Here is a 13764-nt window from a genome sequence, read left to right as displayed (position 1 = left end):
GTACCTATGAACAAAGCAGACCGTATCAAACGAATGAAAACACCAGAAATTGACCCAAAGTATGAAGGACGAGTGCCTCCGGGGCAAGTAGTAACGGAGCGCTTTCCGATTTTACATGAAGGCGACGTGCCGGAGTATAACCTAGAGGAGTGGACGCTTCGAGTGTTTGGATTAGTAAACAAGGAAGTAACGCTTTCGTACCAAGATATATTGGATATGCCGCAAACAACGGTGAAATGCGATATTCACTGCGTTACGAGATGGACAAGGCTTGATAATGAATTTACAGGCGTGCTGTTTACAGACTTCTTAAAAGCAATCGGCGTGGAGTTAAAAAGTAAATACATCATGCTGCACGGAGATAATGACTATACGTCAAATATTGAAGTGAAAGATTTACTGAAAGACGATATTCTTCTCGCTCATTCCTTTAACGGAGAGCCGCTTACAGCTAAGCACGGATATCCGCTGCGATTGGTTGTTCCGCATTTGTACTTTTGGAAAAGTGTTAAATGGCTTCGAGGCTTTGAAGCCATTGATGAAAACCATCCTGGCTTTTGGGAGCAAAACGGCTTTCATCTTAGAGGAGATCCGTTTAAAGAAGAGCGTTTTTCTGGAGAAGATTTAGGCATTCCAGAAGATGAGTGGGTACATAAAGACTATGATTAATGAAAATGCCTATGCGTGTGCATAGGCATTTTGTCAGCGCTGGCGGTTTAATTCCCACACAACGTGGCGAAGTTCAGGCAAAATCAGCTTGGTCATCGCTAGACGAACAGCACCGCTTGATCCTGGTGTAGAAAAAACGGCTTTTTCGTTAATCGTCCCGGCAATTGCCCGGCTCATAATCGCTGCGCTGCCAATGTCTTCGGTGTAGCTCAGCATGCGAAACAGCTCGCCGAATCCAACGATTTCTTTATGAATCAGCGCTTGAACGGCTTCAATCGTAACGTCTCGTTTTGTAATGCCGGTCCCGCCGTTTGTGAGAACAACGTCAATGTCCTCATCACTGCATCCGGCAAGTATCGCTTGTTGAATCGACGTTTGGTCGTCTTTTACAATTTCATAGGAAGCGACCTGCACGTCGTGTTCTTTTAGAAGTTGGATCATTAGCGCGCCGCTTTTATCGGTTTCTTTTGTACGTGTATCGGATACCGTAATGATTTTGCAGCGAACGGGCTGCGTTGCTTTGGATTTATGTTCATGTACGCTCATTATGTACCTCCTTTACGCTTCCGTGCGCTTGTAGTCACCATTTTTGCCGCCAGATTTTTCAAGCAGATACGTTTCGCCGATAATCATGCCTTTATCAATGGCTTTGCACATATCATAAACAGTTAGAGCGCAGGCAGAAGCGGCAGTTAAAGCTTCCATTTCAACGCCCGTTGAGCCTTCGGTTTTAACAGTTGCTTCTATTAATAAACGGTACTGATCATTGCTTGTATCCCAGTCAAATGAAAGGTTTACGCCTTTTAATAAAAGAGGGTGACACATCGGAATAATGTCAGACGTGCGTTTTGCTGCCATGATTCCCGCTACTTGGGCGACAGCAAGGACGTCGCCTTTTCCGATTTTATGTTCTACAATGGCTTCGTGAATTTCTTTGTTAACAAGTATGCTTGAACGAGCCGTTGCAACGCGGCGAGTGATAGATTTTTCGCTAATATCGACCATGTTGGCACGGCCTTGGTCATTAAAATGTGTAAAAGAAGACATCGGTGTTTTCATCCTTTTTCAGTAAATTTTGTTGTATGATAGAAATAGTGAGATATGCTATGATTTTACACCATAGCATAAAAAGTGAACAGACATAAAGGAAGTGAAGAATGTATGTTAGAAAGCAGAACACCTATTTCAATTCCTGAAGCAATTGAAATAGTTATGACATATAAAAGAAAAGGCAGCATCGAACGCGTATCGATCACAGAAAGCTACGGGCGCTATTTAGGAGAAGATATTATCGCCGACCAAAACGTTCCTCATTTTAATAAATCTCTTTATGACGGCTTTGCGGTTCGAGCGCAAGACTGCGTAGAAGTCTCAAATGAACATCCTGTGGAGTTCGAAGTTGTGGGTGAAATCGGTGCAGGCTCTGTTTTTGAAGGAGAAGTAAAGCCGTTTCAAGCGGTGCGTATTATGACAGGAGCGCAGGTCCCTCATTCGTGTGATGCGGTTGTGATGCTTGAAGTCACAACTTCGTATGAAAAAGACGGGAAAACATATATGGCGTTAAGCAGGCGGGCTTCAAAGTGGGAACACATTGCGTTAAAAGGAGAAGAAACAAAAAAAGGAGACGTGCTTGTTTCCAAAGGGACGCGAATCAATCCGGGCGTCACGGCTTTTTTAGCTACGTTTGGCTATGCGGACGTCGCTGTCGTGAAGCAGCCGGTTGTTGGCGTGTTAACAACAGGAAGCGAACTGCTTGATGTGAACGAGCCGTTAGAGCCAGGAAAAATCCGCAACAGTAACTCCTATATGGCACTTGCACAAATCGTAAGAAGCGGGGGAGTTCCGAAATATTTAGGGAAACTTGAAGATGATTTTGACCGTTGCTATGAAGCGGTAGAAAAAGCGCTTGAAGAAGTGGACATTCTACTAACGACCGGCGGGGTATCCGTTGGCGACTATGATTATTTGCCGGCTATTTATGAAAAGCTTGGTGCGAACGTGCTGTTTAACAAAATTGCGATGCGCCCAGGAAGCGTCACAACAGTTGCAGAACGAAATGGGCAGCTGCTGTTTGGACTATCAGGAAATCCATCTGCTTGCTATGTCGGGTTTGAACTGTTTGTTCGTCCGATTGTTCGCAGCTTTTTGTATTCACCAGCGCCTCATTTACATAAAACAAAAGCGATGTTAAACGGCCGTTTCAAAGAACCGAACGCTTTTACGCGAATGGTGCGAGGAGAGATTTCAGATGAAGGCGGAAAGCTTGTCGTGACGCCTGTTGGCATGGACAAGTCAGGTGCTATTTCATCATTAGCTGCAGCAAACGCGCTGATTGTTCTTCCAGGAGGAGAGCATGGATATGACAAAGGAACAGAAGTGAACGTACTGCATCTTGAAAACGAAGGCACGAGCTCGCTTTGGGTATAAAAATAGCAGTCTGCTTATTGCTTGTCCTTTTTTTCAATAAGAACTTGAAGCAGCCTCGGCATTGGCAAGCGAGGCTGCTTTTTTGTAAGGATTCATTTATACGTATCTCAGCATAAATGACTACTAGATTTTAACATGTTTTTAAATGTAAATACTACTTTTGATGTGCTTTAACGGGTGTATAAAAGGTTTTCTTTTTATACAGGAGTTCTTCATTCCTATCGAAATGAAATATTGTTAAATCAGGGGTGTATAAAAAAGCCCATAAAACGAATAACACCCTATCGAAAACCTCTTGTGCGCCAAGGGTTCTTTTTTTGATGTGTACCGGAAAGAGTGTTTATGTAAACCAGGAATGAATATAATATACATTTTTATCCTTAATTTACATTGGATGTGTTAACATAAAACTAGATATTATTAGGAGGATTTAAATTTGAACTTTAGACAACTCAGTTTAGTCATCGTATTTAGTTGTATATTGATTCTTCTTGCTAGCTGTAGTGAAGAAGATAAGAGTTTACGCTTTGAAGGGGAAAGTGAGAATTGGAAGTCTCAGTATTTTTTAACTCAAGATAAAGATAAGGAAAATGGTGAAGGAAGCATTATTTATAAAGGACCCAATAAAGATAATATTGGAGAAGTTACATATAAAATTGAAGGTAGTTATGGCAGTATCCATGTGAATTCAACACCAGTGGATGGCAAAATGGGTATCAATGATGCTTGTGAAGGGTGTGCAAAACAAGATAGTTCTGATCCCTTTCATGTAACTATCAACTGGGACGGTAAAACAGAAGAATTTGATTTAAAAGCAAAATAAAAGGTGGTGAAAGAGAAACTTCTTTCACCACCTTTTATTTTTACTACCTAGAATGGTAATTACGGTAACTACTGGAAATGAGACGTTAGATTATTTACTATTTAGAAGTATTGAATATCTTGAGGATGAAGCGTATAAAGATATGTAAAAAAAGTTCAAGATAAAATTAATCATCACTTTTTTTAATGCAGAAAAAGCTCCCTATTTCCGTAGGGAGCTTTTCTGCTAGGAGAATTATTCTCACATAGTCGATACGTTGCGGTATCTTGAGTAGTTTAAACAAAAAGTGGAATATTATTCGTTCTTTAACTAACAGCTTTTAGTTTTGATTTAGAGTTCAAGCTCCATAAGCTAAATAGTACGGTTATTAACCCAAGTATGATGCTAGATTGAGGTGTGTTGAATATCCTTCAACGCCTGTTGAGATTTTTTCAACTTTTAATATAGGAACAAGCACTTCTGTTGATGAGTTCTCATAAGATGTTTCAAAATCAAATATAAGAAAGAGAGTGGAAAACGAATGTACTATTGCGTTACTTGCTGCAGATTGCAAAATGAAAATGTTATTAAGAGTACGCTGTTTGAAAATGGATTTTATATAGATCCATTTTTAGGAGAGAAAATTCCTTTAGGTATGTGCGCGCATAGATGTAAATATGAGTCATGCAAGCCATGTGAAAAAGAAAAAATCATCAAAAAGATTGTGCCAAAGGAATTATTTAAATTAAAGAAAGCAATAGAGTATTTACCTGCTCATCGTTCAGAAAAAGTTCCGTTTTCACAATAAATAAGGGCATACGGCGTTCAGTTCCCTTAATAAAACTCAGTTTTTATTCCGTAAGTTGATTCATTACCAGTTGTACAGCTATTGCATCGTCTAAATAGCCGATTGGAAAGACATAGTCTGGGATAATATCGGTAGGCAAAATAAAATACAGTAGCGCACTTCCCAATATCGAGCGCTTGGCAGCTGATGTTTTTTCATCACAATATTCAAGATACATTTGCTTTAATTGATCAATAAAGGTTCCGACGCTGCCGACTTGCTCTATTTTGGTTTGAAAGTTATTACAAATCATGCTGTGTCCTTCGTCTGTCTGTGCATATTGTTTGTATTTTGTTAGTTCTTGTTCGACACGCTCAATCGTAAAGTTTGTATCTACTATATTAAAAGATTTAAGTATTTCTTGAATTTTATCAATGGAGTAATGAATGCCTGTTTCTACTTCATTTTCTGTATTGTTTGAAGCAGCTCCAGCAGGATCAATCAATGCTTCAAGAGGAGTATTTAAATAGTGCGCAAATTGTTTTAAATGATGTAGATTTGCTTGCTGTTTTCCATTTATAATCCGTGAGATAGTTGCCGTATCAATCCCCGTAAGTGAGCTAAGTTTCCGCATAGATAAAGCATTTTCCTTTAATAAAGACCTCAATAACAAACCAAGGCTTTGATCATTTTGGATGTTAGACATAGCGGTTCACCTCTTTCTATTTTTCAACGTGCAGTAATCATTTTATTGAAGGTTTATCAACAATATATGCAACAAGGAAGCAAATCTCCTCAATATTATGAACAAAAGGAGAATACAAAATGGAATGGTTATTCATAGTAGGTTTTGCATTATCATCGAGTATAGATAACTTCGGTGTAGGAATATCATACGGAGTTCGAAAGGTAAGGATAAAATGGCTTTCTAATTTACTGATAGCGGCTATTTGTTTCCTCTTTAGCATGGTGGGGATTACGTTTGGCAGGTGGATTTCAACCATCTTGCCGGGGGTGTTCCATGTTATTGTAGCCGTCGTATTATTAACGCTAATTGGGATTCGCATTATTTTATTAGTTGGATCTCAAAGAAATAACGGAAGTGATGAATTAGATAGTAGTGGTCAAGAAAACGTACGATATATTGGGTGGATCGAAAGCAGTGTCCTAGGTGTTGCACTTTCAGCAAATGCACTCACAAACGGTCTGGGAGCAGGCTTACTGGGTTTATCGCCTTTAGCTATTTCGCTTACATCAGCCTTTGGCAGTTTTATAACAGTATGGCTAGGAGTAATGGTGGGGAAAAAAGCCGCAAATGTGCAAATCGGGAAATTTACATTGAGTCAATTTGGAACGTTAATAAGCGGGATTACAATTTTAATTGTAGCTTTTACTCAAATATTTTAAAAGAAAAGGCGCCACTTACTAAAGCAAGTGGTGTTTTTTCTTTGTGTTTTGTAGTAACTAGTTTTCCATAGGTTATACAAAGTGAAAAACAGATGTCTAATGCTCTTATCAATGCTACATAAGAATTTATCGAATAAACGGATAAATGAACTTAATTCTTTCATTCTTTCTTATTAAGTTTTAATCGCATTTGAGAAGGGTAAAGTATTCTTTAGTCAAATCGCCAGAATAACTGTCGCAACTGTTATCTCGTTTGCAATTAACTTAGAGATACTATTCTAAAGACTAGCTTTACACCCTAAAACAAAGAGGAAAATATCTAGTTTTGACAGACAAGAATGCAAAGCGTAGAATTGTTCTAATGAATAGACAATTTACTATTTTAAGAGTCTTAAAATTTAGGTTGATTTTATATAAGGGAGCGTACACACTTGAAAAATCAGTTTGCTCAATTGATAGAGAATAATGAAAGCGTTCATATTTACTATAATATTGACGATATGAGAAGTTACTTAGATAACCTTGTGTCTTATATTGTGTCGGGGATTGAACAGGAGAGACATACTTTAGTTATAGAAAGTGAAAGACTAATTCCGCTGATTTTCAAAAGGTTAGAAGGGATTTTAACTAAAGATCAATTAACATATATACATACCATTAATAATTTTGATTATTACTGTTCAAGTGGCAGTTTTCAGCCTGCCATAATTTTTGAGCATCTTTCTAAACATTTAGATCCTTTCTATAAAAACAATATGTCTTTTCAAATATGGGCTCATGTAGAATGGGGACAGCAAGAAGGAATAGTCCCTATTTTAGAGGAGTTTGAAAATGAAGCAGACACATTAGTAACGGAAGGCGGATTATATTTAGTATGCGCGTATGATGAAGAGAGAGTACCAGAAGCTCTGAAACTCGCTTTAATGAAATGTCATCCATACTTAATTTTAGAAAACAAAATTACTCCATCTAATTTATATGTAATGACAGATGCTGTGTAATTAGTAGTGTGCTTGGGCTTTTATTCTTAAAAGACAAAGGTAAATAGAGAACAAATAAGGAGCCTTATTTAAGGCTCTTTATTTGTTGTTTCCACAGAGTATGGATACCATATACCGAATCTTCAATTAAAATCTCTATCCCTTAAAATGAAGTTTTTTCGTATCTGCTCTGTTTCATTTTCCATAACTTCTGGATAGTGCCTAGATAAGACATTAGCTAAACTTTCTTCTTTAGGTATATGCAAAAAACGTGAATATACTTCCGTACCACTTGGTAACTCATCTTCTTCACACAAGAGAAAGGCATCTAAACTCTCAATCAATTGGAAGTTCACAGTCTGGTCATAAACGTTGGTATAGCTGTCTTCACATTCTTTTGCTTTCTTTTCTGCAATTTCATAGGCTTGATCAAATGATTGGGCTTTAATTAATAAAATACTTTCTTCAAATATCTGATGTTCTTCATAATTTTCGTCAATCTTTTCTGTATTAGGTTTACCCACTATTAAGTACTTATAAAGAACCTTTACGCCATACCACTGGACGTCTAACTCTTCGCTATTAGTTGTTTTCATCTCAACTCTCCATTCTTACTAAAGGAATCGCCATACTTAATTTTATCATTCTATTTTTTATTGTCTTTCTTACTTGTATAACCCGATTTGTATATCGTGTCTATTTACTAATATGTGATAAAATGGAAATATAATCAAGGTGTTTCTATATATTAGGGGGATGTAAAATGGAATATATTGATCAAATAACAAATGCTGCAGTGAATGGAGAAAGTGAAGAGATAAAAGCTTTATTAAATAAAGAGCCATCTTTACTTAACGCTTTTAATTCAGATGGGTGGACGCCTTTACATTTAGCTTGTTATTTTGGGCAAGTGGATAGCGCCAAGTTATTGTTGTCGTTAGGGGCTGATATTCATATTAAGGCTAAAAATTCGAATGAGAACATGCCTCTTCATGCAGCAGTAGCAAATAAGCAAATTCGAGCTGCAGACTTGCTGCTTACAAAAGGCGCAGATGTAAATGCAAAACAAAGCGGTGGATGGACGAGCCTTCATGAAGCCTCGTTGCTAGGAGATGCAAATATGATTAAACTTCTCATCGAAAAAGGTGCAGATATTGAGATACAAAAAGATGACGGGAAAACACCTTTAGAGGTTGCAGTAGAGAAAAAACAAGAGAGCGCAGTTCATTTGCTTACTCAGTATTTAAATAATAAAGCTTAATATAGAGTAGGAAATTCTATATTAAATAAATTAGCGGAAGTTTACATGAAGGAGAGGAAACGCCTATCATCATTTGGTTTCGCCACTTGCCACAAATAAGCATGAACTTTTCTGAATGGACGCCTTTTATCCAGAATACGTGGTATCGAAAACACTATATGAAGTTTGTATATTTACTTCAAATTATTATTCTATTGATACCTTATTTCTTTGGAGCAGGCTTTACTCACACAAATCTATTTTATCTCATCATAATAGGTATCGTTGTCTTTGTTATTCACGAAGGGCTACACGTGTTAGTCATCCATCAAAAAGGTGATATTAGCTTAACATTTAGCGGAATATTTTTCTGGCTCAATACAAATGCCGTTCTATCCAAAACGAGATATTGGATCTTTATGAGCTTGCCTTTTCTTGTATTATCGGTAGTTCCAGCTGTTACGTCGTTCTATGTATCAGGAAACATCAAATCCATCCTATTATGTGTATGCTGGATAAATGCATTCATTTCTGGCTCGGATATCTATAATTCATTTTTAATTGCGATTAAACCGAAGAACTCCGTTTTTTGCAGAGGTTATTATCACGTGAAATAGTAGTAGATTGGTTTATTTGTATTCACATCTAGAAAAGGAGCACCTGTAGTAATTAGGTGCTTTTTTTGTGCTGATAAAACGAGCCGGTATTCCAAAATAAAAGTAAGGATTGTAGTGTTTACTGTAATAGGTAAACTAGACGATGTTTTCTAAAGGTGCTGTCTTTGGAGTTACTAATACCATAAAGTAATTCAATAATTTTGTAAAAGGTGTTTGACATTATGAAATTTTTACCATAAACTATATATGTAAAAGATGTTTTACATTAATCATTTTTCTGAATACTTGTTAAGTCTTCAGAAAAATGATTAATGTTGTTGAGATTATTAAGTATGACTTCAGTTAAGTTCTAGCTTTTTTATTGACAGAGAACTTTTATGTAAGTGTTGACGAAGTATTTTTTATGGAAACGGGAGGGATTCATGGTGAATAAGGGGAGAAGAAACAATGTAGTTGGAGGTATTATATTAGGGATTATTACTTTAGGGCTGCTTACTTTATACATAACGGATTTTATAAATGACAAGAAATTAAATCTAAATAGTATTCTAGGAATTGTCCTTTTATTAATTGCTTGGTTGCAATTTAGTACATGGGGATCTGATAAAAAAGTACAAAAAGATGAAATGGGAAAGAAAGTTGCTGCTATCAGTGCAAAGACAAGCTATCATATCCTAACAATAGCTCTTTTTATTCTTTGGGTACTAGATCGAATTATTTTCGTCAGAAGAAATGATTTTGGCAACATATCTTTATTTGTAGCGATATGTCTTTCTTTAATTATTTTTCCGATTGTCCAATTCTTTTCAGCAAGGCGATATAGATAAAAATCAAAAAGTTTAGAACCACTGTGGTTCTAAACTTTTTGATTTTTATAAGAAGCTAGAAGGATGTACACTATTTATTTACTAAAAAAATTCTTTTTTACTCTAACTTTCAACAAGATAGAGCAAATTCCAAACGGCACTGAGCAACTAAGAGAAAAAAAGAGGAATGGTTTAAATAAACTCAAGTTTATAAAAAACTTGTTATCATCTATTGAGATAAGTAGTGAAATAAGTATGGAGCTAATGGCTGCAGTTATAACACCGAACACAACATACCATGCTAGTTCAACTGTATGCTTATGCCTCTCTTGATTCTTTATAATGGCATCAATTATGAAAGAAGAAGGAATTCCTAATATAATTACAAACGGTGCAATATACATAAACCCAAACATTATTTGGTCTAGAAAATGGTTTAAGCTCATTTGCTCGTAACCATCAGAAAAAGATAGTCTAGAAAGAACTAAGCTACCGCACAAGGTAGAAATCAAAAACGATATAACTTTTTTCATGATTCTATAATCTCCCTGCTTATTAATAAGTATATTTTAACATTTAAAAGTAAAACAAGTGTAATTATGTTAAAATATAACTATATTTACTTTTTTGGTGGTGAAATAGATGGATAATCGAAACTTGGGATTAGTTCTAGTCGGTACAGGAACAGTCTTTTTGATTTTGACTTTAACATTACATATTACGGGATTACTATATGGTTTTATTTTAGGTAGCAGCATCGTATTAAATGTTTCAGGTGCAGGTATACTTATGAAGTTTATAGCTGATAAAAAGCTGGCTAATCTGTAGAGGCCTTATAAAGTAAGGTCTCTTTTTTATGAATTTTATGATGGGATTTATTTTATGGGAATGTTTGGGGGTATCCTACTTTGGAAATGAACTTTTTTTGGTTAGCGTTAGGATTAGCTGCCCTTGGTTATTTTATAGGCGATGGTTTAAAGAATTTCAGCAAACCTCAAAGAAAATCAAAATATCCTTATTTGATTAAAGAAAAAGATCTACACTATCATTTTCACTTAAGCAAAGGTGAAATTGAAGAACTGTTAACTAAATATCCCGGAGCTCCAAAGATAGAGCTGAAAGGGACTACCTATTATCCGTATCATCAATTCGTTGACTGGCTGTCGTCTAATGAAATTTATAAGGTGTAAAGGAGAGGAAGCATTTAGTCTTTAAAGGCTAGATGCTTCTTTTTTGAAGGTTGGATTCTAATGACATCGTCACTAAAAATAAACGCTATATCAATAAAAACACTAATAAAGAGAAACTTTGTTTTATTAGTGTTTTTAATTTTATTAAAAAATACTTTAACTTTATTAAAGTCCATGGTATATTAAAAAAGGAAGAGGTGGTTATATATGGATAATAAAGATGTTCCTTCGTGGATACTGTCGTTAGAAAGTGATGATGTAGAATTCATAAGAAAATTTGTATTAAATTCAGGTTCTTTAAAACAGCTTGCAAAAGACTACGAAGTGTCCTATCCAACTGTTCGTATACGTTTGGATCGTTTAATACAAAAGATCGAGATAAATGAAGAACATGATAAAGAAGAATTAATTAGCCTTGTTAAAAAGCTTGCTATTGAAGAGCGCATTAGCTTAGAAGATGCCAAGCTGATCATAGAGAAATATAAAGGTGAAATGGGGATTAAGTAATGTCTAATTGGATTACTATTGCAGTTATTGCCATTGCAATTTTAAGCCCTCATTTTTTATTTACTAGAGCAGGTGTTTATGGGGGATCATTACAGCAAAATGAAATAAATAAGATGAAAACTCAGCATATATAAAATAACCTTTGAAAGGGAGACTCAATTATGCCTCATGTTTTAATTTTTGCACTCATATTTGCAGTTCATTATTTTTTATCTACTAGAACGAGCGTATACTGGGGAGCTATTATTCCGGTAGCTTATCTAGCATATTGCGGGTGGATATTTACAGCTCATCAAGTGAAACACCCCATAAAATTAACTTTATTACTTTTGTTTGGTCTAGGTATGTTTCTTATCGAATGGGAAGAAGGAAGAAAGATATTTAAAAAGAAGCAGCAAAATGAATTAAACAAAATGAAAACTCAAGATATATAAATTAGCATAAAGACAAAAAAAGCAAAGAGAACATTCTCTCTGCTTTTTTTCTTTATCAAGGTTCACCACTATAAAATGCAACAGTAGAACCGTTTAGAAATATACGTATGTCATCCTTAGCTGGTTTATCTTTGCTTGAAATTATTGCAGCATTACATAAACTTTCAATTTTAGGTAATAATATTTCCGAAACTATAGTTTGAGGAGAAAATTCATGCGTAAGTACAAAAGAAAATTGATCATTTCTTTAAGCGTGCTAATCATTCCATGGTTAACCGCGCCTTTTATAGGAACAAAATCCTTTGTCCGCTTTTTGCCTGTAGCTACTTTCGCTAATTTATTCATCATTGTGTTTACCGTCATTGCCAATCAGAAAAAATGGTTTAGAAACAACAATCCTTTATTTCCTAAAGCTCCGATAGATTTCACTTATATTTTAGGTCCGCACTTAATAGGAACGCTTTGGATATTTAAGCTAACGTACGGCTCTTTTCTAAAATACATACTTGCCAATACGGTGTTAGACTGGTTTAATATTTTTCCTTTTGGCGGTGCCTTGAAAAAAGCGGGTATATTTAAAATGAAAAGGATGTCGCCAAGCATGTACTGGGGAATGACTACGGTTTTAGCCGTTGTTTTATATGGATATCAGTACATCGTGGAAAAAGTAATTAGACAAACCAACGATTCTCAATCAAGATTACAAGCGCTTAAAGCAAATATCCAAAAAAGACCTTCCAATAGCTGAAGGTCTTCTTTTATTTCTGTGGGGGGTTATGATGTATTTATTTAGCTCTTTTTATTTTCCATAATAAGTTTGCAAGGAAGGCACTAAAAAAGCCAATAGAAATTAAACAAAAACCAATTTGATACAAGATAAAATTCCAGCTGTCTTCAAAAGAAAAAAGTGTAATTCTTCCTGATTCTATAATATCAACACTAATAAATAAGGAAACGGTAATAAAATATATTAAAAAGAACTTTTTGTAGAAATAGCTTTTATAATCACTGCTCAATTTACTCACCTCAACTTAATTTTACGGCAAGTTTATCTATATGTTTATTGTTTTAATTAAAAGCGGCCTAATTTAGGGGGAAATTATCATAAATTATAGCAAAGGCAGGTCTTTGTGTTGCGGAGAATGTACATGATGGTAACTGAAAGTACACAGCGTATTTATAAATTATAATTTTTTATCTATATTTAATTCTGAATATTTAAATTTTTTACATTTAAAATTGCTATAATAGATAGTAATAAAAATAGAAAGAGAGGACAAAATATGTTTAATCAATATCCTATTGGGAAATTTACTGTGAAAGAAAATATTCAGAAAGAAGATATTCAAGGGTGGATTCATGACATTGGAGATGCCCCAAAGCAGTTAGCTGATGCTGTAGAAGGGCTGACAAAAGAACAATTAGCCACGCCTTACCGAGAAGGCGGTTGGACATTAAGTCAAGTTGTCCATCATTTAGCTGACTCACATATGAATGCTTATACTCGTTTTAAACTAGGCTTAACAGAGCAAGCGCCTACTATTAAGGCTTATGATGAAGTGGCTTGGTCAACTCTGCCTGATAATGATTTACCGATAGAAGTTTCTCTTCAACTTTTTTCAGCTTTACATAAGCGGCTTCATAAAGTGTTGAACTCACTTGATGAAATAGATCTAAAGAAAACGATCCACCACCCTGAAAACGGGGAAGTGACGATTGAGCAATTAATAGCTACTTACGCTTGGCATGGAAAGCATCATATTGCTCATATTACGACATTAAGAAATCAAAGAGGTTGGTAGAATGGGATTTAATTAACATATGTTAGAACCAAAAAAGCTCTTTTTAAAAGCTTTTTTGGTTCTAATAAATGACATTATATTAACTAAAGATATACA

Annotated in this window: 22 protein-coding genes; 16 read left to right on the top strand and 6 right to left on the bottom strand. The window is 35.4% G+C overall.

From position 1 onward, the window contains the following. Positions 1–6 precede the first annotated feature (6 nt). On the top strand, positions 7–669 hold the full coding sequence (locus AC3WJG_RS02965; protein WP_328240127.1) for a sulfite oxidase-like oxidoreductase: 663 nt from the start codon (positions 7–9) through the stop codon (positions 667–669). A gap of 33 nt (positions 670–702) precedes the next feature. Here AC3WJG_RS02965 and AC3WJG_RS02960 read toward each other — a convergent pair whose 3' ends face one another. Further along, positions 703–1215 carry a MogA/MoaB family molybdenum cofactor biosynthesis protein gene (locus tag AC3WJG_RS02960; RefSeq protein WP_098249034.1) on the bottom strand — a complete coding sequence of 171 codons (513 nt, stop codon included), beginning with the start codon at positions 1213–1215 and terminating at the stop codon, positions 703–705. A 12-nt stretch (positions 1216–1227) separates the two neighbouring features. Next, positions 1228–1716, bottom strand: a complete 489-nt coding sequence (gene moaC, locus AC3WJG_RS02955) for a cyclic pyranopterin monophosphate synthase MoaC (protein ID WP_013058475.1) — start codon at positions 1714–1716, stop codon at positions 1228–1230. 114 nt (positions 1717–1830) lie between these two features. Between moaC and AC3WJG_RS02950 the strand changes: the two genes are divergently transcribed. The 3 genes from AC3WJG_RS02950 (at position 1831) to AC3WJG_RS02940 (ending at position 4706) form a co-directional block, all read left to right on the top strand. After that, on the top strand, positions 1831–3096 hold the full coding sequence (locus AC3WJG_RS02950; RefSeq protein WP_337134587.1) for a molybdopterin molybdotransferase MoeA: 1266 nt from the start codon (positions 1831–1833) through the stop codon (positions 3094–3096). A 436-nt stretch (positions 3097–3532) separates the two neighbouring features. Then, positions 3533–3919, top strand: coding sequence for a hypothetical protein (locus AC3WJG_RS02945; RefSeq protein WP_102812887.1), 387 nt, complete (start codon positions 3533–3535; stop codon positions 3917–3919). 520 nt (positions 3920–4439) lie between these two features. Then, positions 4440–4706, top strand: a complete 267-nt coding sequence (locus AC3WJG_RS02940) for a DUF3973 domain-containing protein (RefSeq protein ID WP_252123718.1) — start codon at positions 4440–4442, stop codon at positions 4704–4706. A gap of 43 nt (positions 4707–4749) precedes the next feature. Here the strand turns inward: AC3WJG_RS02940 and AC3WJG_RS02935 are convergent, their stop codons facing one another. Then, on the bottom strand, positions 4750–5391 hold the full coding sequence (locus AC3WJG_RS02935) for a DUF1232 domain-containing protein (RefSeq protein WP_102812884.1): 642 nt from the start codon (positions 5389–5391) through the stop codon (positions 4750–4752). A 119-nt stretch (positions 5392–5510) separates the two neighbouring features. Here AC3WJG_RS02935 and AC3WJG_RS02930 point away from each other — a divergent pair, with 119 nt between their 5' ends. Together AC3WJG_RS02930 and AC3WJG_RS02925 are read left to right on the top strand one after the other, a co-directional pair. Continuing rightward, a complete protein-coding gene (locus AC3WJG_RS02930) occupies positions 5511–6092 on the top strand; it encodes a manganese efflux pump (RefSeq protein ID WP_098526194.1) in 582 nt (193 codons plus the stop codon). 431 nt (positions 6093–6523) lie between these two features. Continuing rightward, on the top strand, positions 6524–7093 hold the full coding sequence (locus AC3WJG_RS02925; protein WP_098249029.1) for an MEDS domain-containing protein: 570 nt from the start codon (positions 6524–6526) through the stop codon (positions 7091–7093). A gap of 122 nt (positions 7094–7215) precedes the next feature. On the opposite strand, the gene AC3WJG_RS02920 is transcribed toward AC3WJG_RS02925, so the two are convergent. Next, entirely contained in the window at positions 7216–7668 is a 453-nt protein-coding gene (locus AC3WJG_RS02920) for a DUF4288 domain-containing protein (protein WP_051421120.1), read from the bottom strand. Between the two features lie 167 nt (positions 7669–7835). Between AC3WJG_RS02920 and AC3WJG_RS02915 the strand changes: the two genes are divergently transcribed. From AC3WJG_RS02915 to AC3WJG_RS02905, 3 genes are all read left to right on the top strand, one after another. Further along, positions 7836–8333, top strand: a complete 498-nt coding sequence (locus AC3WJG_RS02915) for an ankyrin repeat domain-containing protein (protein ID WP_337134588.1) — start codon at positions 7836–7838, stop codon at positions 8331–8333. Positions 8334–8434: 101 nt separating this feature from the next. After that, positions 8435–8929 carry a DUF3267 domain-containing protein gene (locus tag AC3WJG_RS02910; protein WP_102812985.1) on the top strand — a complete coding sequence of 165 codons (495 nt, stop codon included), beginning with the start codon at positions 8435–8437 and terminating at the stop codon, positions 8927–8929. A 422-nt stretch (positions 8930–9351) separates the two neighbouring features. Continuing rightward, on the top strand, positions 9352–9756 hold the full coding sequence (locus AC3WJG_RS02905; protein ID WP_098658697.1) for a hypothetical protein: 405 nt from the start codon (positions 9352–9354) through the stop codon (positions 9754–9756). 74 nt (positions 9757–9830) lie between these two features. Here the strand turns inward: AC3WJG_RS02905 and AC3WJG_RS02900 are convergent, their stop codons facing one another. Continuing rightward, on the bottom strand, positions 9831–10268 hold the full coding sequence (locus AC3WJG_RS02900; RefSeq protein WP_492587953.1) for a hypothetical protein: 438 nt from the start codon (positions 10266–10268) through the stop codon (positions 9831–9833). A gap of 109 nt (positions 10269–10377) precedes the next feature. Here AC3WJG_RS02900 and AC3WJG_RS02895 point away from each other — a divergent pair, with 109 nt between their 5' ends. The 6 genes from AC3WJG_RS02895 to AC3WJG_RS02870 all read left to right on the top strand — a co-directional run bounded on the left by AC3WJG_RS02895 (position 10378) and on the right by AC3WJG_RS02870 (position 12614). Next, on the top strand, positions 10378–10563 hold the full coding sequence (locus AC3WJG_RS02895; protein ID WP_337134589.1) for a hypothetical protein: 186 nt from the start codon (positions 10378–10380) through the stop codon (positions 10561–10563). Positions 10564–10643: 80 nt separating this feature from the next. Further along, a complete protein-coding gene (locus AC3WJG_RS02890) occupies positions 10644–10925 on the top strand; it encodes a hypothetical protein (protein ID WP_025749994.1) in 282 nt (93 codons plus the stop codon). Positions 10926–11132: 207 nt separating this feature from the next. After that, the gene (locus AC3WJG_RS02885; RefSeq protein ID WP_337134591.1) at positions 11133–11432 is read left to right on the top strand and encodes a DUF2089 family protein; all 300 of its coding nucleotides are present in this window, start codon (positions 11133–11135) and stop codon (positions 11430–11432) included. After that, the gene (locus AC3WJG_RS02880; RefSeq protein ID WP_328240131.1) at positions 11432–11566 is read left to right on the top strand and encodes a hypothetical protein; all 135 of its coding nucleotides are present in this window, start codon (positions 11432–11434) and stop codon (positions 11564–11566) included. Before AC3WJG_RS02885 ends, AC3WJG_RS02880 begins: the two co-directional genes overlap by 1 nt. A 27-nt stretch (positions 11567–11593) precedes the next feature. Next, complete coding sequence (locus AC3WJG_RS02875) at positions 11594–11866, top strand: hypothetical protein (protein ID WP_337134592.1); 273 nt, start codon at positions 11594–11596, stop codon at positions 11864–11866. Positions 11867–12080: 214 nt separating this feature from the next. After that, positions 12081–12614: a hypothetical protein gene (locus AC3WJG_RS02870; RefSeq protein ID WP_272801177.1), complete on the top strand. Its 534-nt coding sequence runs from the start codon at positions 12081–12083 to the stop codon at positions 12612–12614. 37 nt (positions 12615–12651) lie between these two features. On the opposite strand, the gene AC3WJG_RS02865 is transcribed toward AC3WJG_RS02870, so the two are convergent. Next, positions 12652–12891: a hypothetical protein gene (locus AC3WJG_RS02865; RefSeq protein WP_337134593.1), complete on the bottom strand. Its 240-nt coding sequence runs from the start codon at positions 12889–12891 to the stop codon at positions 12652–12654. Between the two features lie 258 nt (positions 12892–13149). Between AC3WJG_RS02865 and AC3WJG_RS02860 the strand changes: the two genes are divergently transcribed. Continuing rightward, complete coding sequence (locus tag AC3WJG_RS02860) at positions 13150–13668, top strand: YfiT family bacillithiol transferase (protein ID WP_336128570.1); 519 nt, start codon at positions 13150–13152, stop codon at positions 13666–13668. Positions 13669–13764: the final 96 nt, after the last annotated feature.

The sequence above is a fragment of the Priestia sp. FW507-14D1A genome, assembly GCF_058781295.1.
The sequence above is the reverse complement of the archived record's forward strand: the minus strand, read 5'-3'. Positions and strand labels throughout refer to the sequence as shown.